Here is a 23865-nt window from a genome sequence, read left to right on the forward strand (position 1 = left end):
CGCCCCGCACTGCGGGGCGAATAACAAATATGTTGTGTGAAGCAAGGCGCCTGTTGGCGCTTGTCGTGTTTCTGAGCCTGGGGCTGACGGGCTGTTATGACCCTCAGCAAACCAAAGCCCAAACACCGCCGCAAGACGGTTATCCTGTTTGCATTACCACGGCCCACGGGACCAGCTGTATCGAGTCGCCGCCCAAGCGCGTAGTGACCCTGGGAGCCGGGGCCGAAGACTGGACCCTATCCTTAGGGGTTGTCCCCATCGCCATTGAACCCCATTACTGGGGCGGCGATGCAGAGGGTTATCTGCCCTGGTTTCGCCAGGCATTGGAAGCGCAAGAGCTGCCGCTGCCCGCCATCATCAGCAGTTACCCCGAACTGGATGTGGAGCAATTATTGGCGTTGAAACCGGATCTTATTCTGGCGCCCCAGTCCGGTATCACCCGCGAAAGCTTTTTGCAGCTGAGCGCTCTGGCCCCCGTCATCGCCTATCCGGACAAACCCTGGCTGACACCGGTTAAGCAGCAGGTGGAACTGATAGCCAAGGCGCTCGGCAAAGAAGCGCAGGCCAAAGCACTTTTGAAACAGCAACAGGCCTATATCGCCCGAGTCGCCGCCGAAAATCCTCAGTTCAATGGCGTGCGCCTGGCCTATATCAATGCCGCCAGTCGAGTTGGCAATCTCTCGGTTTATGTCACAGGCGATCCCAGAGTGGATCTGCTGTTGGCGCTGGGGTTTGTATTGCCGCCACAACTTTTTGGGCTCAATGCCAGCCGAGGCCACTTCGCCGCCCACATAGGACTGGAGCACGCCGACATGCTGGACGATGCCGAGCTGCTGCTCAGTTGGTACAGCTCGGACAAGGCCAGAGCCGAGGTGGAAGCCATGGCGGTTATCCGTCGTCTGCCCGCCATGCGCCGCGGTCGGTATCTGGCAATAACCGACCCGGCGTTGGTGATGGCCAGCTCCTACGGCTCGCTGCTAAGCGTTAAATGGGCTATTCCCAAGCTGGTGCCGCAACTGCAACAAACCCTGGCAGAGCAAAAAGAAAACCCTCGCCAATACCGGCATCAAGACACACAGACAGACGCAGATACAGGCGCGCCATCGAATAAAAATTGGAGGCCGGGATGACACACCCAAAAATCTTTCTGCAACATGGAGCTACCCAGTCCCAGAACCGTCTTGGACGTAACGCGGTAACCCTGCTTGGGCTGCTGACGATACTGGCGCTGCTGGTATTGGCCAACCTGCTCTTTGGCGCCCGCACACTACCGCTGACTATGCTGGGCAAGCTCTGGCAACCGGCCGCAGACGATCATCTGTCGCTGGTGTTACAGGCAAGGCTGCCAAGATTGCTGTGCGGCATGTTGGCCGGCATGGCATTGGCAATGGCCGGTTGCGTTATCCAGGCGCTGTGCCGCAACCCCTTGGCGGATCCCGGCCTACTCGGCGTCAATGCCGGCGCCAGCGCCTCTCTGGTCACTCTGGGGCTATGGAGCGCAACAGCGGGTTTGAGTCTCTTCTGGCAGGCCTTGCCCGGAGCGCTGCTGGCCAGCGCCTTGGTGTATATGATGTCCAGGGCGCAGCAATCCCAGGGGCAATCCGCGGCGGTCAGGCTGATCCTGGCCGGCGCCGCCATCAGCGCCGTGCTCGGGGCCTATGTCCAGGCCAGAGTGTTGCTGAACCCGCAGCTATTTGATGGTTTCAGGTATTGGATGGCGGGCTCCCTGTCCGGGCTGGGCTGGCCGGAGTTTCATGCGCTCTGGCCCTATCTGCTGCCCGCCGCGGCACTCTTGTGGCTACTGGCACCGGCGCTGAATCTGATGCTGCTGGATAATCATACCGCCAAGGCGCTCGGTGCCTCACAGGGCTGGCAGGGGCTGCTCGCCTGGCTGGGTGCCACCTTGCTGTGCGCCGCAGCCACCGCCATTGTCGGCCCGCTGGCCTTTGTCGGCCTGGCCAGTGCCCATCTGGCCAGGCGTTATCTGACACTCAATTTCCGCCTGCTATTACCGGGAGCCGCTTTAATAGGCGGCGCCATGGTGTTACTGGCAGATCTGTTGGCGCGGGTATTGATGCCGCCGGCCGAGCTGCTGACCGGCATCATGGTCGCCCTGCTGGGAGCGCCGTTTCTGTACCTGATGGCCCGAGGGCAAAACCTGAAGGAGGCGTCATGAACCACACCCGTTTTCCCATCTGGCAATGGGGCCCGATAACCTTAAGAGCCCCCTCCACCGGCGCCATAAGGGCTGCCTTGCTGGCTGTACTTTTGCTCGTCGGTGCACTGCTACTTAGCCTGATGCTGGGACATCAGGGCCTGGCGCCGGTGAGCCTTGCCAAGGCCCTGTTTGCCGAAGCTTCCGACTATGAAAACTGGCTTTTGTGGCAATCACGCCTGCCAAGGGCCCTGTGCGCCCTCGGCGCCGGCATGGCGCTGGGACTCTCCGGCGCCGTGTTTCAAAGTCTGAGCCGTAACCCGCTGGGGAGCCCGGATATTCTCGGGGTCAATGCCGGCGCCAGTGCCGGCGCCGTCCTCTGGTTATTATGGCTGCCGGAACTGCCATTGCTGCCCGGCGCCCTCTTGGGCACTGGGGTTGTGCTCCTGCTGTTTTTCGCAGGACTCGGACGCCAATGGCAGTTTTCCCGCAATCTGGTGCTGATGGGCATCGCTATCAACGCCTTTGCCATCGCCCTGGTGCAGTTTGTACTGACACTGGTGCAAAGAGAGCAAGCGCAGCAGATGCTGGGGTATCTGTCCGGCAGTCTGGCACACCGCACCTGGGGTGATGTGCTGCTGATAACCTCAGTGTTACTGCTGGCGCTGCCCGCTCTGTTGCTGCTCTCCCGCCGTCTGTCACTGCTGAGCTTGGGCCAGGAACTGGCTCAGGCGCTTGGCAACCCGGTGCGCCAAAGCCAAACACTGGCGCTGCTGTTTGCCACCTTGCTGGCGCTGGGAGCCGTACTCTGCGCCGGCCCTGTAGCCTTCGTCGCCTTGGTGGCGCCACATCTGGCCCGCTTTGGCAATCGTCAACTGGCACTGCTGCGCTCGGCGCTGATAGGCGCGCTGTTGCTGCTAGGGGCCGACACCCTCACCTTATTGCTGCCGGGCAACCAAAGGCTGCCGGTGGGCGTATTGACCGCCCTCATCGGCGGCGTCTATCTGGCGCTGTTGTTGAGCCGCGAAATCCGGGGACAACCGCAACTGGCCAAGGGACTGAAAGGAGAAAGATCATGACCCAATACCCTGACTATGACATTGCCCTCAGTGGGCATGAGCTTTATCTCGAGTACGGCCAGCGGCCCATCATAAGCGCCATGAACCTGGCCATCCCCAAGGGTAAGCTGACGGTGATCCTTGGCCCCAATGGTTGTGGCAAGTCGACCCTGCTCAAGTGTTTGAGCCAGGTACTGCCGCCCACACGCGGCCAGGTCATCTTGGGTCACACCCCTTTGGCACAGATGAGCAACAAGGCCAGAGCCAGGGAGCTGGCATTGCTGGTGCAAAAGCCGGAATTGCCGGAAGGAATAGATGTGCAGGAGCTGGTCAGTCGCGGCCGCTACCCTCATCAGAGCCTGTGGCACCAATGGTCAGAGCAAGATGAGCTGGCGGTTGCCCAAGCCCTGGCTGCCACAGGGTTAACGACACTGGCACAAAGGCCTGTGGCCGAGCTCTCGGGCGGCCAGCAACAGCGAGTCTGGCTGGCGATGGTGCTGGCGCAGCAAACCGACTTGCTGCTGCTCGATGAACCCACCTCGTTTCTCGATATCCGCGCCCAGCTGGCAGTACTCGACTTTTGCCGAGCGTTGGTGGATCAGGGGCGCACCTTGGTATTGGTGCTGCACGACATCAATCAGGCTCTGCGCTACGGCGATCACTTGCTGTTGATGCGTGATGGCAAGCTGATTGCCTGCGGCGCGCCTGAGTCACTGTTGACCGAGGCCCTGCTGGAACAGGTGTTCGATATCAATGCCAGCATAATCACAGATCCCGAGGCCAACTGCCCGATGATTATCCCCAGGCCCAGAGCACACCCCAGATCTGCCGGACACCATGACGGCGAGGATTCGACCAACACTGCCACCGGAGGACTGCCGTCATGGGAATGAGTATTGCCAGCGAGCTCAACCAACTACTGGCGCAAAAAGCCGCCTTCTATGGCGAGCACTTCAAGGCCATAGAGAGTCTGGAGCAGTTACCCCAAGAAGCCATCAGCTTGAACTCGGTCTTGAGCCAGGCACATTACCCGGCGCTGCTGCAGCAATTTGCCCTGAGTTATCAAGCCAAGGTGTCCACGACTTGTGCCACAAAGCCCGAGATCGACGCCCGGGCACTGCACTCCATGTGGAGTCAGTGGTTTTTCGGCCTGCAACTACCCCCCCTGCTGCTGTGGTTATTTGCCAGTCAGCCCGGCAGCGCACTTAACCGCGCCATAACATCAGCAGCTTGCAGTGACAACTGGTACCTTGAATCTTTTGATAACGGCCGGGCAGAAACTTTTTATCTGCTGCTTGATGCGGATGTCAGCCATCCGGCTCCTGCCGGGCAACTTGCCAGTTGGGAAAGCTTACTAGAGCGGTTGCTTATTCCGATTGTCGAGCGTCTGGCAGCGCTGGGGCCAGTGCCATCAAAGCTGCACTTCAGCCATCAAGCCTATATTGTGCATTGGTATCTGGGTGAGTTGTCACTGCCCGTCAGTTGGCGTAGGCAATTGATAAGAGAGATGTTCGAGCAAGCTGAGCTACAGCCACGTACCCATGTTACGCCGATTGCCCATCCGTTTTGGCGAAAGCTAAGGCTCAAGCAGCAGCAAAGCCCGCGTATCGCCTGTTGCCTGCGGCACAAGCTTCCCTGCACCCCAATGTGCGCCGATTGCCCGCTGGATAAAGATGGTCGCAAAGGCAAAGGGCAAAAGGCCTGCGGTTAGGTTACGGCTCAATGCCTGTTGGTGGTTATCACCTGAGCCTTTCGATGGAGAAATAAAATGTTGGCCAAAAGAAAAGCAGCGACAAGTCGCTGCTTTTCTTATTGCAATCCTGGCTATTTAAAGGATTCAGGCCGGGAGTAGGCCCAGATGCTTAGAGGCTCAGGCTGACACCGACAAAGAAGGCACGGCCTTGCAGTATCATATCGCTGTTGGTGTCTTCCTCGGCCGGTTGCTCGTCGGTAAAGTTGGTTACCCCTGCGCGTAGTTTCAGGTGATCGTTCACCCGATAACTGCTGCCGATATCGAAGCGGCTGTAGCCATCCTGACGCACGGCACTGCTATCCAAATATGAACCGAAATAGTTACCGGCAACATACAGCTGCCAATCGTCGGTGAGATACCAATCCAGTTGCACATTGGCACTCTGGCGTGGACGACCAGTGAGTTCATCACCGTCACCTGTCTCGGTATCGAGATAACTGTAGTTTGCCTTGAGACCGAGATCCGCCGTGATATCCACGCTGGCGGTCAGCTCTACCCCTTGCAAAGTCACCTTGGATTCGTTGTAGTAAGTACGGGTTGGGCTGGAGCCATCCCAAGCCGAAACCGTGATCAGATCTTCCACCTTGTTATGGAACAAGGTTGCAGACAGCTCATAGGAAGGCTGACTCCACAAGGCTGCCAGCTCATAGTTGACACTGGTTTCGGGCTCAAGATCTGCATTGCCCACTACAGTACAAGCGCCGCGGCAACTGACTGAAGAGAAAGTCGGAGATGATTCAAACAGTGCCGGAGCCCTGAATGCCGTGCCGACACCACCTTTGAGCACCAGTGCATCCGAAGCACGGTAAACCAGATACGCCCTGGGGCTGAAATGGCTGCCGTACTTTTCGTTGTCTTCGTAGCGGCCGCCGAGGGTCAGGGTGAAATCATCCAGGAAATCGAACTGATCCTGAATAAACAGCGAGTATTGTTCAACACTGTCACCACCGGTAAGTGGATATTGCACAGGATCGTCGACTTCAGTTTCAAAGTACTCGGCGCCGACTGTCCAGTCCTGCTGCCACAGGTTAAAGAAGGCTGAGCCTCTGAAGGTAGTGTTTTTCTCTTCGATGTCGCGTCCCAGAGGGGGCTGCAGCGAATAGCGACTGTTGTAGTCGTAGATATCCGACTTTTCCAGGTTGGCCAAAAGCTCGGTGCCACCCCAGCTCCACTCGCCTCTGTGAGTCAGAGCAAAGGTGTTGCGCTCTATCTTCTGCTCGCGTTTTGAATTGGCAGCAAAAGTGGTCAAGGGCACCTTGTCATTATCGTATTGATAATCCAAGTCCAGCGATTGATTGTCTGCCAACTGCCAGGTGAGCGAGCCATAGAGCTTGCGGGTCTTGCGCTCTTCTATGGTGTCCTGATTCGGGGTCAGTTCGGGCATCAACCAGGCGTCCTGCTCGGCCACCTCTGCGGTGAACATCAGCCCCAGATTATCTGTGAGTTTGCCCGAGCCAAACAGGTTGGTACGACTGCGATCACCGCCCTCGCCGTCCTGCATCCAACTGTACTCGCTGTCGAGTACCAGTTGCCAGTCATCATCTGGCGCCTTGGTGATCACGTTGATGACCCCGCCAACCGCATCTGAACCATAGAGAGCCGACATGGGGCCGCGGACAATCTCCACCCGGGAGATGGCGTCGATGGGGATAGCGGTCAAGTCAAAGTTACCGCCGCGCCACAGACCATTGGAAGAAGAAACCCGCTTGCCGTTGATCAACATCAGTACATAGTCTTCATCCATACCACGGATATAGATGCTGTTTCGGCCCGAGTCGTTGGTCACCACATTCACGCCGACACTGTTTCTCAGCACATCCCCCAGATCTTTGACCGGCATCAGCTTAATCGCTTCGGCATCGATCACCGAGATTGAGGCAGGTGCAGTGCTGAGTTGCTGATCCTTGGCACTGGCAGTAACGACCATATGCTCCATTTCACCTTCATCTGCCTGGGTATAACCACTGACAGCCATGGCGACCAGGCTCAAGGTAAGCAGTTTGCGGCACTTATCCAGTTTCATTCTATTCCCCCGATTATCGCGGCGACGATTGCGCCTTGTAAGTTATTGCTTTTGGGTAAATCCAGGTAAAGCCCCTGGTTCCATGGCGCGAAAAAGTAGCATAATCTTTACAACATAGGAATGATATTGGTTATCATTTACAATGTAATGATGCGAATGTGAGCCAGGCCACTCAAAAGCCCATCAGGGCTGAATTTCAAGCTGAAAATGTCACCTTTACCGAGTAAAAATTTCCATGAAAAAATCACTGTTTATCTCTCTGACGCTATTGTTCGGTCTGCTGGTAGGCTGCAGCGCCCAAAGCCTGGATAAAGAAGGCGCCGGGAAACAACAGCGACTGACGCTGAACTCCAACATATTGGGAGAATCGCGGGAAGTATTACTGCGCCTTCCCAAACACTGGGACGCCAGGCACAGCGAGAGCTTTGCCCGTTATGTGATCCTGGATGCCGAGCAGCAGTTTGAGCATCTTGCGCCCATGCTGGATTATCTGGCTTCGGGGGTTAATCCTGCGATACCTGAAGGCGTCATAGTCGGCATCATCAACCGTAACCGTATTCGGGACTTCACTCCGGTGAAACTGGAAACACTACCCGGTGGTAGACCCGCAGGGCCGCTTTATCAGCAATCGGGGAATGCCGGCGCTTTTCTCGACTTTCTCGACCAGGAACTTAACCCCTGGCTGAATACCAGGCTTGGGCAGCCCGGCCCTACTGTGCTTATCGGTCACTCTTTTGGAGGCTTGTTGGCACTGGAGGCGCTGCGCCGGCAACAGCCTATGTTCAATGCTTACCTGGTGCTGGATGCCAGTCTCTGGTACGACAGCCCGACTTATGCCGATGAGCTCGAGCAGGCACTCACTCAGGGCAAGCTAACAGGCAAGCCCCTGTACATGGCGATAAGTAACCAGGCCACCACCCCCGGACTTGGCCGCAATGACTACCACAAACAGCGAAATCTGGCGCTGGCCAAACATCTGTCGGCGCTGCCGTCTCAGCAACTTATATTTCAAAGCGAGTTCTTCAGTGACGAAGATCATCACTCCCTGCCTCACATAGGTGTCTATCAAGGTATTCGCTGGCTGATGCACTCGCAACAGTTGGATATATTCGCCGAGGATTTCAGCGTGACTGAAGTGGTCAGTCGCTTCAAGCACTTGAGCGAGAGCCAGGGTATTGAAATCAAGCCTCAGCATCATGCACTCAAAGGCTTGCAGCGCCAGGCACAAAGACAAAAGCTTGCTCAACAGCAGCGGATATTGACCCAACTTATCGAGCATTATTACCCCGGCTCCACCCTCGAATGACTCATCCGTAATTCAATGGCAACAAAAAAAGCGGCAACCCTGAGGTTGCCGCTTTTTCAAGATTTGAGCTGCCTGGCTGAGGCTTAATCCAAAAACGCTTCTTCGTCTTTCTCTACCGGAAGTGATTCAATCACTTCATCCTGCAGTTGGTAGTAAGCATCTTGGTACTCATGAATTTCCATAACAACTCCAGTCTATTCTGTAGGGTACAGGGCGTATCTTTTTCTTGGATTCCTGTTAAGTTCAGGTCCCGACGACACTTTATGCCCGATTCCGGCTTTTCGGAGCCCAGGGTGTTTCCCCTAAGGCGGCGCCAGTATAACAGGGCCCGAGAAAGAATTACAGAAAACTTTCACTTTCGTTACCCCAAACTGGTAAAACCACCTTCAAAAGCTCAAATATCCACCGGTTATGTAGGAAGTGCTGAAAGACTTTCAGTTTGATATGCCCCTGGGTTCTGAGGCGAAATTTTTTAAACACATTGGGTCTAGCGGCGGGCGCTGCAACTGCTATTGCTTAAAGGAGGCCTCCCCGGCCCGTAAATCAGCAAGAGGACGACGCCATGAATCATATTGTCGACTTTGAAGCACGAACCCTCGCCACCCTGCTGGCCAGTGGCGATATATTGGGAATGCGCATGTTTATGGAAAGGATGCAGATGCCCTTGGATGTCCAGGACAGGCTATTGCACCAGGCATCCGGCTTGAGCAGTTTTGATGTTGAAGGCATAGCCGCCCTGTTGGAAGAAGGCGGCCAATCCCTGATCTCTGAACGCCTCAGTTATTGAGTATCCGAGTCCGGTTCTCCCTCATAGCGATACAGCAACACCTTCAATGCCCTGTCAGGATCCCGGTCTGCAAAGGCCGGTGGGTTATCCAGCTGTTTGACAAACTCAAGTTCTGGTGCGGCGTCACTGACCTGGCTCTGCAAAAACGCTCTGTCCAGCTCAGGCGCATTGAGACAGAGCAACAGCTCGGCGCCCGGGTTCAAGAGTTGCGGCAGATGACGCAGCAATCGCAGATAGTCTTTGGTTGCCACAAAGCTGCCCTTTTGGTTGCTGGGCGGATCGACAATCAGCAAGTCATAGGGCCCGAGTTTTTTAAGTTTGCCCCAGGACTTGAAGATATCATGCCCCAGAAAGCGGGCGCCGGCAGTAAGCCCATTGAGCAAATGGTTTTGCTTGCCGATGCCGAGCGCCCCCTTACTCATATCCATATTGACCACCTCATCGGCGCCGCCCTTGAGGGCCGCCACCGAAAACGCACAGGTATAGGCAAACAGATTCAGTACTTTCCGCTGAGCACTGTTGGCCATCACCCACTCGCGGCCGTTTCGCATGTCCAGGAACAAACCATGATTCTGGCCCCGTAACAGATGCAATTGATAACGGCAGCCAAGCTCGCTGGCCAGATGTGGCTCGGGTATCTCGCCGGCAATGAGCTCGGTGCGGGTCTGCCCGGCGGCGCGGTATTGATAGACCAGATTCAGTGCCAGCCCCAAGGCTTGCCAGCGTAATTGCAGACGCTCGGTAACCAGCGCCAGCTCTTCCGGCGTCAGGGGTTTAAAGGCGGTCAGCAACACCACAGGTTCAAACCAATCCAGGCATAAGTGCTCAACGCCTGGATAACGGCCGCCGCGACCATGAAACAAACGGCCACACTCATCGCCTGGTGTCAGGTCGGTGATGGCTTCCAAAAATAACTGCATGAAATCCTCAACTTCTTATTTCTGCCTTTATTCGGCATTGGATACCGCTTCTTTATCGGCATTTTCCCGCACGGCAATACTGGCATCGTCCGAGAGCAAGATTGCCAGCCAACTGCCACTCTGGCTCGATTCCAGCGCTATCTTGACTATCATGGTGAGCGGCACGGACAGCAACATGCCGATCGAGCCCAAGAGCCAGCCCCAGAAGATCAACGACAGGAATACCACCAGGGTGGACAGCCCGAGGCCGCGCCCCATGAATCTGGGTTCTACCAGATTGCCCATTACCATATTGGTTGCCAGATACAGGGCGGCAACCCCGCCGGCACCCGCTGCGCCCAACTGCACAAAGGCCAGCAGTACGGCCGGGATGGCGGCGATGATAGAACCGATATTGGGAATATAATTAAACAAAAAAGCCACTACGCCCCAGAGCAGCGCATAATCCACCCCCATCAGCGCCAGACCGACACCGACAATAACACCGGTTGCCAGGCTGACCAGGGTCTTGATCACCATGTATTGGTTCACTGATTGCAAGAAGCGCTCAATCTGGGATAAACGCATCTCGGGGTCATCCAGCGCCAGATGCACCTTACGCGGCAAAGATTGTGCCTCAAACAGCATAAAGACTATGGTCAGCACGATCAGAAACAGGTTGGCCATGACATTGCCCACGCCGGAAAGCGTATTGGTGGTCAAAGACAAGGCCATGCCGGGGTCCAGATAGGCCAGCACCTTCTCTTTGGAGATGTGAATATTCAGCTCCTTGAGCTTGTCCAATATCCAGGCAAATTGCTCCACCAACTGCGCCCGGTATTGAGGCAATTGCTGGGAAAACTCATTGATGGAACTGCCCACCACAGAGGCCAGCCAAAGCCCAAGTAACAAAATGATCGCCACCAACACAAATACAGCCAGGGCTCGAGGCACGCGGTAACGACTCAGGGCATTGATGGCCGGGCTGCAGATAACCGCAATAAAGGCTGACAACACAAAAGGCACCACTATGGCGCTGGCGGCCTTAATTCCCGCCAGCACTATGACCAGGCAGGCCATGACAGCAAATCCTTTCAGCGCCATGGACGGACGATAGGCTGATGACATAATTGAAATTCCTTGTTGATCTCTGTCACAATCAGCCGTTGCATCAACAACAAAAAGTAGTGACATGATGAAACCCGAATTAGCTATTATACGCATTAAAAACCTGCGCTTGCGCACTTTTATCGGTATCAAGGAAGAGGAAATCAACAATCGCCAGGATGTGATCATCAATGTCTGCATCCATTACTGTGCCGACAAGGCGCGTAGAAGTGATGACATGGAGCACGCGCTCAATTATCGCACCATCACCAAGGCGATCATTAACCTGGTGGAAGACAACCGCTTCTCCCTGCTTGAACACCTCACAGGGAAAGTACTGGAACTGGCCAGCGAGCATGAATGGGTAGAGTTCGCCAGCGTGGAAATCGACAAGCCCCATGCCTTGAGATATGCCGACTCGGTTTCACTGCAACTGAGCTACCGTAAGCCGGTGTAAGTCCGTCTATACTCTGGAGAAACCTTCAGTGATTCAGGGAGAAAGCATGAATATTTTGCTCACAGGTGCAACCGGGTTTGTCGGTTCAGAACTGGCGCAGCGGCTGGCAAAACGCCATAGGCTGACTATTTTGAGCCGCAACCCCGCGGCGGCCGAGCAAAAGCTGGCGCTGGCACAAACCCGTTACATAGATTCGCTGCAAACACCCGGACTGCTTGAGGAGATAGATGCCATCATCAATCTCGCCGGTGAACCCATAGTTGCCAAACGCTGGAGCGATGAGCAGAAACAGCGGATCTGCCACAGCCGCTGGGACATCACAGAGCAGTTGGCTACACTTGTCCGCAACAGCCAAAAGAAACCCCAAGTCTTTCTCAGCGCCTCGGCGGTGGGTTTTTACGGGCGTCAGGGGCCGGAGCCCATAGACGAAAACGCCACGCCCCATGATGAGTTCAGCCACAGGGTCTGTGCCCAATGGGAGCAAAAAGCCCTAGCGGTTGCCGATCTCACTCGGGTTTGTATCTTTCGTATCGGCATAGTGCTTGGCAAGGATGGCGGCGCCTTGGCCAAAATGCAGCCTGCCTTCAAACTGGGCCTTGGTGGCCCGATTGGCCATGGCCGTCAGGGAATGAGTTGGATAATGCGCGAAGACTTGCTGCGCCTTATTGAATTTCTGCTGGAAAATGAAGCCTGCCGTGGCATATACAATGCCACTGCGCCTCAGCCTGTCAGCAATCGCGACTTCAGCAAGGCCCTCGGCAAAGCGCTGCACCGCCCCGCTTGTCTGCCGGCACCGGCATTGGCCCTGCAACTGGCCATGGGTGAGATGTCGACCCTGCTGACCGAGGGTCAGTTTGTATTGCCGGTTCATGCTCAGGCCGACGGCTTTGAATTCAACTATCCGGAAATCAACCACGCCATGAGGACCTTATTCGATAAAGACTAAAAGGTGTGAATAAGTCCCCGTGGTACTCTGACTGCGAGCAATGGCGCTGACCAGGTTTATTGCCAGCATAAGCCTGTCATCCGGGGACCAGCGTCCTGTATCTACTTTCGGCGTGACATTGGCGTCATTTCAATCTCCTCTGACGCTCAAATTTGTTATCGAAGCATCCCAACTTAATGGCAATTCGGTTTATACTCTTGATCCTGCTAATCGTTCTTTCGGGAGAAAACCAATGAAAATCAGTGCACGTAATTGTCTTGGCGGCACCATCAAAGCCATCGAAGAAGGCTCTGTAAACAACGAAGTCACCATTGAACTGGCTCCGGGTGTCGAATTGACTTCCGTGGTCACCAAGGCCTCCTGTGAGCGTTTGGGGCTAAAAGTGGGTGACAGTGCATACGCACTGATCAAAGCCAGCAGCGTGATGCTGGGTGTGGACGAGTAATAGATGAGCAGCGCCGCAAGGCGCTGCTTTTTTAGTTATGCATAAGGACATCAGTTGGGCCGAAGTGCTGGGCCCGGAAAAACAACAAGCCTACTTTCGGGATACTCTGGCCTATATCGACGCCGAGCGCGCCCGGGGAAAGGCCATCTACCCTCCCAAAAACGATACCTTCAACGCCTTGCGTTATACACCACTATCGGCAGTTAAAGTGGTGATCCTGGGGCAAGATCCCTATCATGGTCCAGGGCAGGCCCACGGCCTGTGCTTCTCAGTACCCAAAGGGGTGATGCCACCGCCATCATTGCAGAACATGTTTCAGGAGCTGGCCAATACAGTCCCAGGCTTCAGCTATCCAAGCCATGGCAATCTTTGCAGCTGGGCCAGTCAGGGTGTGTTGCTGCTCAATACTGTGCTCAGTGTCGAACGTGGTCAGGCACATTCCCACGCCCATCTCGGCTGGGAGCAGTTTACCGACAGAGTGATAGAGGCCATAGATAAATACACAGAAGACGTAGTGTTTCTGCTTTGGGGTAAGCATGCCGGGCTCAAGGCCCAGCGGGTTGACGGCAACAAACACCTTATCTTAAAGGCCCCTCACCCATCACCGCTCTCGGCTCATAGAGGATTCTTTGGCTGCAATCATTTCAATCAGACCAACGATTACCTCATAGCCAAAGGCAAGCCACCCATAGACTGGCGCTTGCCGGATTAACCCGTTTTATCCGCAAGTTCCAGCAGCCTAGTTAACCGCTGGACATAAACGCTGGAGATAAAAAAACCGGTCACTTGGACCGGTTTTTTAATGTTAAATCAATGAGTCAAGTTACTCATCACCTTGTGGATAAATGATCTCGGCCTTGGCCTTCAGCATATCGATAACGGCACGATAGTCATTCTCACCAAACTGGCTGTTGAGACGTTGCTTGATGGCCGCGACCTGATCTGCAGGTGCGCTTTCAGTATCATGGATTGCATCCAGTACCACTACCGCATAACCGGTTGCCAGAGACACGGTATCAACACTCAAGCCTTCTTTAGCCTTGGCCATCTGGAATGCCTTGCTCACCAAAGCGGAATCTACATCCTGGGTGAAACGTCCCAGGTTGGCGCGGCTTTGCAGCGCAGTGTCGGCATTGCCTTCTTTGAGCTTGACCATGTATTCCTGTGCCTTGTCACGGGCAATCTCATTGGCTTTTTGCTGTTTAAGACGCGCTTCAATGGCAGGCTTAACCTCGGCGAATTCCAGCGTACCGGCTTGCTGATGCTCTTTAACGCGAACAACTACGACATGGTTGCGATCCACTTCAAGCAGCTCACTGTTCATGCCCCCCAGTACATCACTGGAGAAGGCAGCCTTAGACAGCTCAGGCTTATCGAAAGGTGCGGGCGCGTTGTCACGGCCGAACAGTCGGGTAGTCTTGATCTCTGCACCAACGGCCTTGGCCGCTTCCTGCAGGTTATCAGGAATTTCATAGCTGGTATCGGCCAGTTTCTGCTGCAGGCCATAGAACTGTTTTACAGCTTCTTCCTGCTTGATCTGCTCAACTATCTTGTCTTTCACTTCAGCGAAAGGCGCAGTTTGACCGCTCTGAATATCCAGCAGTTTGATGATATGGAAACCGAAAGGTGTCTTGACCACTTTAGAGATATCACCCTTGTTCAGTGCAAACAGGGCTTCATCGAAAGCGGGATCCATCACACCAGGCTCAAACCAACCCAATTCGCCCCCCTTCTCACCGCTCAGGGTATCCTGGGAATCAGACTTGGCCAGCGCAGCGAAATCGGCGCCGTTTTCCAGTTGCTTATGGATATCCTCTGCCTTGGCTTCGGCATTGTCGGTCGAGGCGTCGATCAGAATATGGGCTGCCAAACGCTTTTCTGCGGTCTGGTATTGATTCTGGTGCTCATCATAGTAAGTCTTGGCTAGCTCGTCACTGACCTCGATACCATCGACCAGATCTTTGGCGTTAAGCTCGACATATTCCAGGCTGACCATCTCCGGACGTTCAAATTGAGCCGGATTGGTGTCGTAGAATGATTTGGCTTCCTCTTCGGTCACTGTCGCTTGGCCCAGGAAAGGCTCGGCATCAACCAAGAGATAGCGAATATCACGGGTTTGTCCCTGCAGCTTGGCCAGAGATTCTGCCTCACCATTGAGAACAAACTCACTGCCAATCAAGGCGCTGATCAGCTGACGACGAGTCATGTCCACCCGCATGCTTTCACGGAAAGCAGCTTGCTGATAGCCCAATTGGCGCAGAATGGCCTCGAAGCGATCATTGTCGAACTTGCCTTCAGTCTGGAAAGCAGGCTCTTGTCTAATTGCTTCTATGATTTGGGCATTGGACACTCTCAAGCCCATTTCAGCGGCAGCTTGATCCAGCAACTTTTGCGCTACCAGACGTTCAAGCACGCCTTTTTTGATACTGGCCAGGTAAGCATCATTGGCCGCCAGGGCGTCAAACATCTCACCCAGCTGTTGTTCCAGACGGGCACGCTCGCTTTGATAGGCCTGGTCCAGTTCGGTTGTGGAAATCTCTTCACCATTGACTGTGGCGGCCGGAGCCACTGAGGAGGAACCCAGGTAACTGCTTACACCAGCAAATGCAAAGGAAAGTATCACCAGTACCAAAATACCTTTGGCAATTACGCCCTGTGACCCTTCGCGAATCTTCTCTAACATCAGACGTCTCGCTTATGCGATTAATAGTAAAAAAAAGGCGCATCTCTTGTGGGATGCGCCTATCTGTAACATGAATGGAGTCTGCAGACGCTACTTCAGCTTATCCTCACACTCCGAAACGTCGGTTAACCCGGCGCTTCCCAATCCGTAAAAAGCACTGCCAGGCAGTGCTTAGTCTTTACGAAAGCCCTACAAAGGCTGCGATGTTAATTAGTTAACAGCGTCTTTCAGAGCTTTACCTGCTTTGAATGCAGGGATCTTAGCTGCAGCGATTTTGATCTCTTTCCCGGTCTGTGGGTTACGACCAGTACGCTCAGCGCGCTCACGCACTTCAAAAGTACCGAAACCAACAAGAGAAATTTTGTCGCCTTCTTTCAGACCATCAGTCACAGCTGCGATGAAAGAATCCAGTGCACGGCCGGCAGCGGCTTTAGAAATGTCAGCACCAGAAGCGATTTTCTCGATTAGTTCAGATTTGTTCATGTCATCCCCTTGAATGTAGTTTTCGCGCCGCAACCAAATCCTTCTCTAGAGCGGTCTGCGGAGGCTTTTATAACAAGCTTGATACCAAAGTTCAAGCTCAGTCGGAAAACCAAAGAATTTAAATTGGATACAGCTCAAAGCCAGTTGCCCCAAGGGCTTGGCACAACTGGCTCTCCACAGACCTAGGCTACCACAGGTCTGGGTTTTGTTAAGCCCCTTTTTTCACTTTTTTTAGTGGCATAGGACATTTTCTTGCGTTAGCCCAAATTTTTAACCACTTCAAAGCCCTCTACTGGTCGCTCAAGCGCCAGTTGCAGTACTTCATCTATCCAGCGAACCGGACGAATATCCAAGTCTGCCACTACGTTAGCCGGAATTTCTTCCAGATCCCGTTCGTTCTCCTTGGGTATCAACACCAGTTTGATACCACCGCGATGGGCCGCCAGCAGTTTTTCTTTCAGGCCACCGATTGGCAGCACCTCTCCTCTCAGGGTAATTTCGCCTGTCATGGCAACTTCACCCTTGACCGGGTTACCCGTCAGGCTGGAAACCAACGCGGTACACATGGCGGCACCGGCTGATGGACCATCTTTCGGAGTTGCCCCTTCGGGTACGTGCACATGGATATCACGCTTCTCGTAGAAGTCAGGGTTGATCCCCAACTGCTCGGCGCGCGCCCGAACCACTGTCATTGCGGCCTGGATAGACTCCTGCATCACATCACCCAAAGAACCTGTATAGGTGAGCTTGCCCTTACCGGCCACTGAGGTGGCTTCAATGGTCAGCAAGTCACCGCCCACTTCGGTCCAGGCCAAACCTGTCACCTGACCAATCTGATTCTTGGACTCTGCCTTGCCATAGTCAAAGCGCTGTACCCCCAGGAACGACTTGAGGTTATCCTGATTGACATCCACGTGCTTGGTGTCTTTCTCCAGCATGATCTGCTTGACCACTTTACGGCAAATCTTCGACAGCTCACGCTCCAGCGCCCGCACCCCGGCTTCGCGGGTGTAATAACGGATCACCCCGAGAATGGCACTGTCATCGACTGTGATTTCATTCTTCTTCAGGCCGTTACGCTCAATCTGTTTCGGCAGCAAGTGCTGCTTGGCAATATTGAGTTTCTCATCTTCGGTGTAACCGCTAAGACGGATGACTTCCATCCGATCCAACAAGGGGCCCGGAATATTCATCGAGTTGGAGGTGGCCACAAACATCACATCGGACAGATCGTAATCCACTTCCAGGTAGTGATCGTTAAAGGTCGCGTTTTGCTCTGGATCCAACACCTCCAGCAGAGCCGAGGCCGGATCGCCGCGCATGTCCGAACTCATTTTGTCGATTTCATCGAGCAGGAACAGTGGGTTCTTCACCCCGACTTTGGCCATCTTCTGGATAATCTTGCCCGGCATAGAACCTATATAGGTCCGGCGGTGACCACGGATTTCCGCTTCATCACGCACACCGCCCAGCGCTACCCGCACATATTTACGGCCGGTCGCTTTGGCAATAGACTGCCCCAGGGATGTCTTACCTACCCCTGGCGGACCAACCAGACACAGGATAGGCCCCTTGAGCTGTTTCACCCGGCTCTGTACCGCCAGATACTCAAGGATACGTTCCTTAACCTTCTCCAGGCCATAGTGATCTGTATCCAGCACCTGTTCGGCCTTGGAGAGGTCACGCTTGATCTTGGAGCGCTGTTTCCAGGGCACAGAGGTCATCCAGTCAACATAACTGCGCACCACAGTGGCTTCGGCCGACATGGGTGACATCATTCTCAGCTTGTTGAGTTCGGCAGACGCCTTGTCTTTGGCCTCTTCCGGCATGCCGGCTTCTTCAATCTTACGGCTCAGACTTTCAAATTCGTCGTGGCCTTCATCGAGATCGCCAAGCTCCTTCTGGATAGCCTTCATCTGCTCGTTGAGATAGTACTCACGCTGGCTCTTTTCCATCTGCTTTTTGACCCGGGAGCGGATACGCTTTTCAACCTGCAGCAGGTCGATTTCCGCTTCCATCATAGCCATCAGATACTCGAGCCGCTCACCGACCTTGACCATCTCCAGCACAGACTGTTTGTCTGCCAGCTTGAGAGGCATATGGGCTGCCATGGTGTCGGCCAGCCGGTCGGCTTCTTCGATACCTGTGAGCGAAGTGAGCACCTCGGGAGGAATTTTCTTGTTCAGCTTGATATAGCCTTCAAACTGACTGATTGCGCTGCGAACCAGCACCTCTTCTTCCCTGTCGTCCAGCGCTTCGGACTCCAGGTAGTGTGCGGTAGCAACAAAGAACTCTTCTTCCTGGGTATAGCGTTCGATGCGGGCGCGCTTGCCGCCTTCGACCAATACCTTGACTGTGCCATCGGGCAGCTTCAGCAGCTGCAAAATGGAAGCGACTGTACCTACGTCGAAAATATCGTCTATGCCAGGCTCGTCCAGATCCGCATCCCGCTGCGCCACAAGAATGATCTGTTTATCCTGCGCCATGGCAGTTTCCAAACAACGGATGGACTTTTCACGTCCTACGAATAACGGAATTACCATATGGGGATAGACCACCACGTCTCTCAGTGGCAGCACGGGCAATTCGATTCGCGCTTCACGCTCTAGGGTCATAGTTCGATTCCGTTTCAGTTAAAGATTACAGAGAGTATATTGGGACGCTTTCCCGGCTTTCAATGGTAAAGACAAAAAAAGGAGCCCTAGTGGACTCCTTAATTTTCAACTTGATAGCTTGTTGCTCAGTTATTGGTCACCGGCAGCAGCCTGGGAGTCATTATTCTCGTAAATAAGAATAGGCGCTGACTCACCTTTCACCACAGATTCATCAATAACCACCTTGACCACGTTATCCATGGACGGCAGGTCATACATGGTATCCAGCAGTATCGCTTCAACGATGGAGCGCAGACCTCGGGCCCCTGTCTTACGGGACATGGCTTTTTGTGCTATCGCCTTAAGGGCGTCATCGCGAAACTCGAGTTCGACATTTTCCATCTCGAACAAAGTGGCAAACTGCTTGGTGATGGCGTTCTTGGGTTGAGACAGAATCTGCACCAGAGCTGCTTCGTCCAGTTCACCCAAGGTCGCAACCACAGGCAAACGCCCGATAAACTCAGGAATAAGGCCATATTTGACCAAGTCTTCCGGCTCAACCTGCAGCAGAGTATCGGTAATGGTGGCCTTTTCGGCCTGGCCTTTAACCTGGGCGCCGAAGCCTATACCGCTACCCACATGGGAGCGCTGCTCAATCACCTTCTCAAGGCCTGCAAAGGCACCGCCACAGATGAAGAGTATCTTGGAGGTATCAACCTGCAGGAACTCCTGCTGTGGGTGTTTACGGCCACCCTGAGGAGGTACGGCGGCAACAGTACCTTCAATCAGTTTCAGCAGTGCCTGCTGCACCCCTTCACCGGACACATCCCGGGTGATGGAAGGGTTATCTGACTTACGGCTGATTTTGTCAATCTCATCGATATAGACAATACCACGCTGCGCCTTGTCGACATCATAGTCGCACTTCTGCAGCAGCTTCTGAATGATGTTTTCAACGTCTTCCCCCACATAACCGGCTTCGGTCAATGTGGTGGCATCTGCCATGGTGAAAGGCACATTCAGGAACCGCGCCAGGGTCTCTGCCAGCAAGGTTTTACCACTACCGGTTGGACCGATAAGCAGAATATTACTCTTGCCCAGCTCCACACCATCTTTGGGAGTACTGTTTTTCAGGCGTTTGTAGTGGTTATAAACCGCTACAGACAACACCTTCTTGGCCTGCTCCTGGCCGATAACATAATCATCCAGATGAGCACGCAGTTCGTGGGGAGTTGGCAGCTTGTCCTGATCCCGGTTGGGCGAAATCTCTTTTATCTCTTCGCGAATGATGTCATTACACAACTCGACACATTCATCACATACATACACAGATGGCCCGGCGATCAGCTTGCGAACTTCATGCTGGCTTTTTCCGCAGAAAGAGCAATACAGCAATTTGCCGCTATCACCGTTGCCTTTGTTGTCACCCATTACTCTACCTCTTTTGCAGTCTGCTCTACTGCCATACACTTAAGCGTCTTCAATCTGAGCATAGCCCAGCCAAAAGCAAAAATCAGCCTTAACGTTTGGTCAGAACCGAATCCACCAAACCGTATTCCATGGCCTGAGAAGCGCTCATAAAGTTATCTCGGTCGGTATCCCGCTCGATGATTTCCAGCGGTTGACCAGTATGATCGGCCAACATCTGGTTCAGCTTCTGTTTGATCCCCAGTATCTCTTGGGCGTGGATAGCGATATCCGATGCCTGTCCCTGGAAGCCCCCCAAAGGCTGATGGATCATCACCCGCGAGTTAGGCAGACAGTGACGCTTACCCTTGGCACCACCGGCCAACAGGAAGGCGCCCATACTGGCCGCTTGCCCGATACATACAGTGCTGACATCCGGCTTGATAAACTGCATGGTGTCATAAATAGCCATACCGGCAGTGACAGAGCCGCCTGGTGAGTTGATATAAAGAGAGATCTCTTTATCCGGGTTTTCTGATTCCAAAAACAGCAACTGTGCCACGATCAGATTGGCCATGTGCTCTTCAACCTGACCAACCAGGAAGATCACCCGCTCTTTCAACAGACGTGAATAGATATCGTAAGAGCGTTCTCCCTTGGCAGTTTGCTCAACCACCATAGGAACGAGTGCATTAAGTACTGATTCTGGCGCGTTATGCATCATTAACTTTCCCTAAATAAAAAAACGGCCCGCATGAGGGACCTCATACGAGCCATTATAAATGGCGAACAACCAAGCAAGTCAAGCTTAGGTTATGCGCGGCCGGTAGCCTTGTTCATAAATTCTTCAAAAGCGACATCTTTCTTAGTCACTTTGGCTGATTTCAGAACCGCTTCAACGGCTTGCTCTTCCAGAGCCAAGTTGCGCATGTTCTGCATCAACTCTTCGTTACCGTTGTAGTATTCGATCACTTCTTTTGGATCTTCGTAGGCAGAAGCCATAGAAGCGATCAACGCCTGTACGCGCTCTTCTTCAGCTTTCAGCTCGTTGGACTTGATCACTTCGCCCAGCAGCAGGCCGACTTTAACGCGGCGCTCGGCTTGTTCAGTGAACAGCTCGGCTGGCAGCTCAGGCATGTTGGCACCTTGGCCACCGAAACGCTGCATGGCCTGGCGACGCAGAACGTTAACTTCACCGTCGATCAGCGCTTTTGGCAGTTCGATTTCGTTGGCAGCCAGCAGGCCGTTCAGCACTTGTTCTTTCACATTGGCTTTCAGAGCTTGTTCCAGCTCACGGCTCATGTTCTTACTGATCTCAGCTTTCAGAGCATCGATGCCACCGTCAGTGATACCGAACAACTTGGCGAACTCGTCGTTAACTTCAGGCAGGTTGGCACCCTTGACTTCTTTCACTGTGATAGCGAACTTGGCGGCTTTGCCTTTCAGGTTTTCGGCGTGGTATTCCTCAGGGAAAGTCACGTCGATGTCGAACTCTTCACCGGCTTTGTGGCCTTTAACGCCTTCTTCAAAACCAGGGATCATACGACCGCTGCCCAGTTGCAGTTCGAAGTCTTCGGCCTTGCCGCCTTCAAACTCTTCACCGTCAACACTACCCACAAAGTTGATAACGACTTTGTCACCGTCTTCGGCAGCGCGCTCAACTGCTTCGTAAGTCGCGTGTTGCTTGCGCAGGGTTTCGATCATGTTGTCAACGTCGGCTTGTTGTACTTCGGCAACAGGCTGCTCAACTTCGATACCGTCCAGGCCTTTGATTTCAACTTCTGGATAAATTTCAAAGGTCGCGGTGAACTCAAACTTTTCGGCGTCAGTGGCACCTGGGGTAAAGGTAGGAGCACCGGCAGGGTTCAACTTCTCGGCAATGATGGCCTCAATGAAGTTGCGCTGCATTACTTCACCGGTAATGTCTTGGCGAATCGCTTTGCCATAACGCTTTTCAATCACGCTTGCTGGGACTTTACCTGGACGGAAACCTGGAATACGGGCACGCTTGGCTTCGCGTTGCAGGCTGTCTTTAACCAGTTGTTCGATCTGCTCTGCAGGAACAGAGATGGTCAGGCGACGCTCCAGGCCTTGGGTTGTTTCAACAGAAACTTGCATTGTTTTACCTCGAAATGTGTCTAACGTCCTTTGCAATAGCCGATTGTTTCAACTATTCAGGTATTCGTTTCTTGATCTTTAACTTGACTGAAATGCCCATCAGAAGTGAATTCCGGCACCGGTCGCACATTGTTGATTGTTATCAAGACGCAGCATTATATCGACCGTTCTTAGTGGAGTCGAGCCTCAATGCCACAGAAAAAGGCATAAAAAAAGCGACCTAAGGTCGCTTTTTTTATAAAAGAGTGGGGTGACTGATGGGGCTCGAACCCACGACAACTGGAATCACAATCCAGGGCTCTACCAACTGAGCTACAATCACCACCGAAAGTGGTACGCCCGGCAGGATTCGAACCTGCGACCATCCGCTTAGAAGGCGGATGCTCTATCCAACTGAGCTACGGGCGCAGGATCTACAAATTCAATTTGCATCCTAAGCGGTACTGACAATGCTATCCACACTGCCCTTGAAATCTGGTCGGTGATAGAGGATTCGAACCTCTGACCCTCTGCTCCCAAAGCAGATGCGCTACCAGGCTGCGCTAATCACCGAAAATTTTCTCCAAGCGCGGTTACAACCGGCTTGCCTCGAGAACGGAGCGCATCTTAGCCCCTCACCCAACAAGCGTCAACGATTTTTTTAAACGCTTTATCTGCTTGGCGAAATTACGTGCTGCTTTGACGAAATTCTGTGTTCTGGAGCAGGTTTGTCCATGACACTCCCAAGCCTCACTGGTAAAATAGCGCCGTTTTCAACATCGCGCCATACAAAGGATATCCTACACCCATGACAGCCCAACTAATAGATGGCAAAGCGATTGCGCAATCCATAAGACAACAGCTAAAGCAAAAAGTCGCTGCACGTCAAGCAGCGGGACAACGTATCCCAGGCTTGGCTGTTATTCTGGTGGGTGCTGATCCTGCCTCTCAGGTTTATGTCGGCAGTAAGCGTAAAGCCTGTGAAGAAGTGGGGTTCATCTCCCGCTCCTATGATCTGCCGGATTCCACCAGTGAAGAAGAACTGCTGGCCCTGATAGATTCACTCAATGAAGATGCCGCCATTGATGGCATTCTGGTGCAGCTGCCGCTGCCGGAACATATTAAAGAATCCAAGGTGATCGAGCGGATCCGTCCCGACAAAGATGTCGACGGTTTCCACCCTTATAATGTCGGCCGTCTGGCTCAACGGATCCCGGTACTGCGCTCCTGCACTCCCATGGGGATCATGACCCTTATCAAGTCTACCGGTATCGATACCTATGGTCTGGATGCGGTTGTGGTTGGCGCCTCCAACATCGTGGGCCGTCCCATGACTCTGGAGCTGCTGCTGGCCGGCTGCACCACCACGACTTGCCACAGATTCACCAAAGATCTCAAGGATAAGGTCAGCCGCGCCGATCTTCTGGTGGTTGCCGTCGGCAAACCCGACTTTATCCCCGGTAGCTGGATCAAACCAGGTGCCATAGTCATAGATGTGGGCATTAACCGTCTCGACAGTGGCCGTTTGGTGGGCGATGTTGACTTTGATGTTGCCTGTGAGCGCGCCAGCCATATCACCCCGGTTCCCGGTGGCGTGGGCCCTATGACCATAGCCAGCTTGCTGGAAAATACCCTGTTTGCCGCGGAGCAATATCACGACTAAGG

General features: G+C 53.7%; 21 protein-coding genes and 3 tRNA genes. 12 read left to right on the forward strand and 12 right to left on the reverse strand.

The window, feature by feature from the left end:
- The first annotated feature begins 29 nt into the window (after positions 1-29).
- Genes ACSHSR_RS13030 through fhuF form a run of 5 tightly spaced genes read left to right on the forward strand, consistent with a single transcriptional unit; the run spans position 30 to position 4924 of the window.
- Positions 30-1130, forward strand: coding sequence for an iron-siderophore ABC transporter substrate-binding protein (locus ACSHSR_RS13030; protein WP_345873607.1), 1101 nt, complete (start codon positions 30-32; stop codon positions 1128-1130).
- Entirely contained in the window at positions 1127-2176 is a 1050-nt protein-coding gene (locus tag ACSHSR_RS13035) for a FecCD family ABC transporter permease (RefSeq protein ID WP_208128212.1), read from the forward strand. The genes ACSHSR_RS13030 and ACSHSR_RS13035 overlap by 4 nt, the downstream gene beginning before the upstream one ends.
- On the forward strand, positions 2173-3234 hold the full coding sequence (locus ACSHSR_RS13040) for a FecCD family ABC transporter permease (protein WP_226684063.1): 1062 nt from the start codon (positions 2173-2175) through the stop codon (positions 3232-3234). The genes ACSHSR_RS13035 and ACSHSR_RS13040 overlap by 4 nt, the downstream gene beginning before the upstream one ends.
- On the forward strand, positions 3231-4106 hold the full coding sequence (locus ACSHSR_RS13045; protein WP_335909990.1) for an ABC transporter ATP-binding protein: 876 nt from the start codon (positions 3231-3233) through the stop codon (positions 4104-4106). The genes ACSHSR_RS13040 and ACSHSR_RS13045 overlap by 4 nt, the downstream gene beginning before the upstream one ends.
- The gene (gene fhuF / locus ACSHSR_RS13050) at positions 4097-4924 is read left to right on the forward strand and encodes a siderophore-iron reductase FhuF (RefSeq protein WP_479630818.1); all 828 of its coding nucleotides are present in this window, start codon (positions 4097-4099) and stop codon (positions 4922-4924) included. Before ACSHSR_RS13045 ends, fhuF begins: the two co-directional genes overlap by 10 nt.
- Before the next feature lie 151 nt (positions 4925-5075).
- Here the strand turns inward: fhuF and ACSHSR_RS13055 are convergent, their stop codons facing one another.
- The gene (locus ACSHSR_RS13055; protein ID WP_025010695.1) at positions 5076-6989 is read right to left on the reverse strand and encodes a TonB-dependent receptor domain-containing protein; all 1914 of its coding nucleotides are present in this window, start codon (positions 6987-6989) and stop codon (positions 5076-5078) included.
- 235 nt (positions 6990-7224) lie between these two features.
- Between ACSHSR_RS13055 and ACSHSR_RS13060 the strand changes: the two genes are divergently transcribed.
- Positions 7225-8295, forward strand: a complete 1071-nt coding sequence (locus ACSHSR_RS13060; RefSeq protein WP_475624404.1) for an alpha/beta fold hydrolase — start codon at positions 7225-7227, stop codon at positions 8293-8295.
- Between the two features lie 562 nt (positions 8296-8857).
- Complete coding sequence (locus ACSHSR_RS13065) at positions 8858-9082, forward strand: hypothetical protein (protein ID WP_025886758.1); 225 nt, start codon at positions 8858-8860, stop codon at positions 9080-9082.
- Here the strand turns inward: ACSHSR_RS13065 and ACSHSR_RS13070 are convergent.
- Positions 9076-10002 (reverse strand): class I SAM-dependent methyltransferase, encoded by a 927-nt coding sequence (locus ACSHSR_RS13070; protein WP_475624402.1) that lies wholly within the window; start codon positions 10000-10002, stop codon positions 9076-9078. The two genes, ACSHSR_RS13065 and ACSHSR_RS13070, sit on opposite strands and share 7 nt — an antisense overlap.
- 27 nt (positions 10003-10029) lie before the next feature.
- Positions 10030-11109, reverse strand: a complete 1080-nt coding sequence (locus ACSHSR_RS13075) for an AI-2E family transporter (RefSeq protein ID WP_479630819.1) — start codon at positions 11107-11109, stop codon at positions 10030-10032.
- Between the two features lie 67 nt (positions 11110-11176).
- Here ACSHSR_RS13075 and folX point away from each other — a divergent pair, with 67 nt between their 5' ends.
- The 4 genes from folX (at position 11177) to ung (ending at position 13648) form a co-directional block, all read left to right on the forward strand.
- Positions 11177-11545: a dihydroneopterin triphosphate 2'-epimerase gene (gene folX, locus ACSHSR_RS13080; RefSeq protein ID WP_479631522.1), complete on the forward strand. Its 369-nt coding sequence runs from the start codon at positions 11177-11179 to the stop codon at positions 11543-11545.
- A 46-nt stretch (positions 11546-11591) separates the two neighbouring features.
- Positions 11592-12491 carry a TIGR01777 family oxidoreductase gene (locus tag ACSHSR_RS13085; protein ID WP_208128217.1) on the forward strand — a complete coding sequence of 300 codons (900 nt, stop codon included), beginning with the start codon at positions 11592-11594 and terminating at the stop codon, positions 12489-12491.
- A gap of 232 nt (positions 12492-12723) precedes the next feature.
- Positions 12724-12936, forward strand: coding sequence for a TOBE domain-containing protein (locus ACSHSR_RS13090; RefSeq protein WP_025010701.1), 213 nt, complete (start codon positions 12724-12726; stop codon positions 12934-12936).
- Between the two features lie 37 nt (positions 12937-12973).
- Positions 12974-13648, forward strand: coding sequence for a uracil-DNA glycosylase (gene ung / locus ACSHSR_RS13095; RefSeq protein WP_411393883.1), 675 nt, complete (start codon positions 12974-12976; stop codon positions 13646-13648).
- A gap of 111 nt (positions 13649-13759) precedes the next feature.
- Here ung and ACSHSR_RS13100 read toward each other — a convergent pair whose 3' ends face one another.
- From ACSHSR_RS13100 to ACSHSR_RS13140, 9 genes are all read right to left on the reverse strand, one after another.
- Entirely contained in the window at positions 13760-15619 is a 1860-nt protein-coding gene (locus ACSHSR_RS13100; protein WP_479630820.1) for a SurA N-terminal domain-containing protein, read from the reverse strand.
- Positions 15620-15829: 210 nt separating this feature from the next.
- Positions 15830-16102, reverse strand: a complete 273-nt coding sequence (hupB, locus tag ACSHSR_RS13105; RefSeq protein WP_025010704.1) for a nucleoid-associated protein HU-beta — start codon at positions 16100-16102, stop codon at positions 15830-15832.
- A gap of 257 nt (positions 16103-16359) precedes the next feature.
- The gene (gene lon / locus ACSHSR_RS13110; protein WP_025886755.1) at positions 16360-18717 is read right to left on the reverse strand and encodes an endopeptidase La; all 2358 of its coding nucleotides are present in this window, start codon (positions 18715-18717) and stop codon (positions 16360-16362) included.
- Positions 18718-18846: 129 nt separating this feature from the next.
- A complete protein-coding gene (clpX, locus tag ACSHSR_RS13115) occupies positions 18847-20127 on the reverse strand; it encodes an ATP-dependent protease ATP-binding subunit ClpX (protein ID WP_025010705.1) in 1281 nt (426 codons plus the stop codon).
- 88 nt (positions 20128-20215) lie between these two features.
- On the reverse strand, positions 20216-20824 hold the full coding sequence (clpP, locus tag ACSHSR_RS13120) for an ATP-dependent Clp endopeptidase proteolytic subunit ClpP (protein WP_025010706.1): 609 nt from the start codon (positions 20822-20824) through the stop codon (positions 20216-20218).
- Between the two features lie 92 nt (positions 20825-20916).
- Positions 20917-22221 carry a trigger factor gene (gene tig / locus ACSHSR_RS13125; protein WP_025010707.1) on the reverse strand — a complete coding sequence of 435 codons (1305 nt, stop codon included), beginning with the start codon at positions 22219-22221 and terminating at the stop codon, positions 20917-20919.
- Positions 22222-22467: 246 nt separating this feature from the next.
- Positions 22468-22543 (reverse strand) — tRNA-His (locus ACSHSR_RS13130).
- A gap of 9 nt (positions 22544-22552) precedes the next feature.
- Positions 22553-22629 (reverse strand) — tRNA-Arg (locus ACSHSR_RS13135).
- 67 nt (positions 22630-22696) lie between these two features.
- Positions 22697-22773, reverse strand: a tRNA-Pro gene (locus tag ACSHSR_RS13140).
- 235 nt (positions 22774-23008) lie between these two features.
- Here ACSHSR_RS13140 and folD point away from each other — a divergent pair.
- Positions 23009-23863, forward strand: coding sequence for a bifunctional methylenetetrahydrofolate dehydrogenase/methenyltetrahydrofolate cyclohydrolase FolD (gene folD / locus ACSHSR_RS13145; protein WP_062793544.1), 855 nt, complete (start codon positions 23009-23011; stop codon positions 23861-23863).
- Positions 23864-23865: the final 2 nt, after the last annotated feature.

It is taken from the genome of Shewanella sp. VK101, assembly GCF_056497865.1.